This is a genomic window from uncultured Thiodictyon sp. (genome assembly GCF_903828115.1).
Classification (GTDB): domain Bacteria; phylum Pseudomonadota; class Gammaproteobacteria; order Chromatiales; family Chromatiaceae; genus Thiodictyon.
On sequence record NZ_CAIKKU010000111.1, the window covers coordinates 1 to 2,546 of the forward strand.

3 protein-coding genes and 1 pseudogene are annotated in these 2,546 nt (G+C 68.1%); all 4 read right to left on the bottom strand.

The annotated features are described in order from the left end of the window. Positions 1-225: pseudogene (locus tag QZY48_RS04040) on the bottom strand (hypothetical protein); the annotation flags it as partial. 26 nt (positions 226-251) lie between these two features. Next, positions 252-1,802 (bottom strand): 2-isopropylmalate synthase, encoded by a 1,551-nt coding sequence (locus QZY48_RS04045; RefSeq protein WP_295428045.1) that lies wholly within the window; start codon positions 1,800-1,802, stop codon positions 252-254. Positions 1,803-1,893: 91 nt separating this feature from the next. Beyond that, positions 1,894-2,328 carry a hypothetical protein gene (locus QZY48_RS04050; protein WP_295428047.1) on the bottom strand — a complete coding sequence of 145 codons (435 nt, stop codon included), beginning with the start codon at positions 2,326-2,328 and terminating at the stop codon, positions 1,894-1,896. Next, a partial coding sequence (locus QZY48_RS04055) for a hypothetical protein (protein WP_295428049.1) occupies positions 2,328-2,546 on the bottom strand: 219 nt, incomplete at its 5' end. The genes QZY48_RS04050 and QZY48_RS04055, both read right to left, overlap by 1 nt.

Here is a 2,546-nt window from a genome sequence, read left to right on the forward strand (position 1 = left end):
CCGATCTGGCGGCGCGACCGGTCGCGGTGGTTGCGGCGCGACCGGCACCGGCGCTTGCGCCGCCGCTGGTACCGGCTGGGGCGACGCGACCGGCACCGCCGCTTGCGCCGCCGCTGGTACCGGCTGGGGGTGCGGCGGCGCCAGTGGCGGCGCGGCCAGCCGCGGCACCCACAGGTCGATCCCCATGGCGTGCAGGTAGGCGCGGCGGCGGGTCTCGTCAAGCATCGGGTCTGTCCCTGCGGCGGCCCGGCTCAGACGTCCCCGATCTGTGGATGGGCGCGCGCCAGGGGCTGGAGGATCTTGTTGACGGCGTTCAGATAGGCCTTGGCGGAGGCGATGACGATATCGGTGTCGGCCCCCTGCCCGTTGACGATACGCCCGCCCTTCTCCAGCCGCACCGTGACCTCCCCCTGGGCGTCGGTGCCGCTGGTGATGGCGTTGACCGAGTAGAGCTTGAGCACGGTGGCGCTGGCGACGATGGACTCGATGGCCCTGAAGGTGGCGTCCACCGGGCCGCCGCCGGTGGCGGTGCCGGGCCGCTCGGCCCCGTCGACCATCAGCACCAGGTCCGCACTCGGGGTCTCCCCGGTCTCCGAGCAGACCCGCAGCGACACCAGCTTGACCCGCTCCTTGGCCGCGTCCAGGTTGGCATCGCTGACCAGGGCCTGGAGGTCCTCGTCATAGATGTCGTGCTTCTTGTCCGCCAGGTCCTTGAAGCGGGAGAAGGCGGCGTTGAGTTCCTCCTCCGAACTCAAGACCACGCCCAGTTCCAGCAGGCGACTGCGCAGCGCGTTGCGGCCCGAGTGCTTGCCCAGGACCATGCGGTTGGTGTTCCAGCCCACATCCTCGGCGCGCATGATCTCGTAGGTCTCGCGGTTCTTGAGCACCCCGTCCTGGTGGATGCCGGCCTCATGCGCAAAGGCATTGGCCCCGACCACGGCCTTGTTGGGCTGGACCGGGAAGCCGGTGATGCTGGAGACCAGGCGCGAGCAGGGGACTATGTGGGTGGTGTCGAGGCCCACGTCGCAGTCGAAGAGGTCCTGGCGGGTACGCACCGCCATGACGATCTCCTCCAGGGCCGCGTTGCCGGCGCGCTCCCCCAGGCCGTTGATGGTGCACTCCACCTGGCGCGCCCCGTTGCGCACGGCGGCGAGCGAGTTGGCGGTGGCGAGCCCCAGGTCGTTGTGGCAGTGGACCGAGAAGATGGCCTTGTCGGCATTGACCACCCGCTCCTTCAGGGTGCGGATCAGGGTGCCGAACTGGTCGGGGATGTTGTAGCCCACGGTGTCGGGGATGTTCACGGTGCGGGCGCCGGCGTCGATCACCGCCTCCAGGATCCGGCACAGGAAGTCGATCTCCGAGCGCCCGGCGTCTTCCGGGGAGAACTCCACGTCGTCGGTGTAGCGCAACGCCCGTTTGACCGCATGGACCGCCTGCTCCAGCACCTGGTCCGGGGACATGCCGAGCTTCTTCTCCATGTGGATCGGCGAGGTGGCGATGAAGGTGTGGATGCGCCCGGCCCGGGCCCCGGCCAGGGCCTCGCCGGCGCGGTCGATGTCCTTGTCCATGGCGCGCGCCAGGCCGCATACCCGGCTGTCCTTGATCACCGCGGCGACCGCCTTCACACCCTCGAAGTCGCCGGGGCTGGCGATCGGGAAGCCGGCCTCGATCACGTCCACCTTGAGCTTTTCGAGGGCCTTGGCGATGCGCACCTTCTCGTCGCGGGTCATGGAGGCGCCGGGGGACTGCTCGCCGTCGCGCAGCGTGGTGTCGAAGATGATCAGGTGGTCTTTGGTGCTCATGGCTCTATCGGGTTCTCGTTGGTGCCCGCGGGGCGGCGGCTTGGTGCTCAAGGTTCCAGGGCGTTGATCTTGGCAGCAAGGGCGGCGGCTGTCACGGGGTGGGCATCGACTTCAGCTTCAGCAGGGGCAGGTTCGGCGACTCCGGACGCGGCCTGAGGGTCTTGCGTCCGCAGTCCACCACCAGATCCAGTTGTTCCAGCACGAGTTGGCCGATCAGTGGTTCGCACAGGGGGGGGCCGACCACACAATCCGTCACCATGGTGCGCCCGAGGATCTCGACCTCCAGGCCGCGGGCCGTGGGCAGTTCCTCTTTGCGATCGTCCGCGTAGGTCACGATGACGCGACCGCCCTTCAGGAGCCCGAGCTTCCCCACCTCATCTTCCGGCAACAGGACCATGACCGCGCCGGTGTCCACCAGGCAATCGAGCGTGCTGGTGGGGATGGCCGCGAGGTTGCCCTGACCGCGCTCGGCCAGTCCCACGTCCAGGAAGTTGCGCAGCCGCGCGGTGGCGCGTACCTCGCCCATCAGCGGTGCCCGCCGATCGTCTCGTCAGTGCTCATGGTTGCGGCCTCGTCCGGGTGCTCTGGTTGCCGTTCATTCTGGTCCGGTGCAGCCTTGATGTCGATGTCATTGAGGTGCTGGGGTGCGATCAGAACTGATGTGGTGACCGAGATCCCGGGTACGCTGTCGTTGTCGTTGTCGTTATCGTTGTCGTTGTCGTTGTCGTAATCGAATAATCCGAC

What these genes read in the sequence shown, in the direction of transcription:
- QZY48_RS04050 (WP_295428047.1), bottom strand. Translation starts at nt 2,328, where the DNA reads ATGGGCGAGGTACGCGCCACCGCGCGGCTGCGCAACTTCCTGGACGTG.
- QZY48_RS04045 (WP_295428045.1), bottom strand. Translation starts at nt 1,802, where the DNA reads ATGAGCACCAAAGACCACCTGATCATCTTCGACACCACGCTGCGCGAC.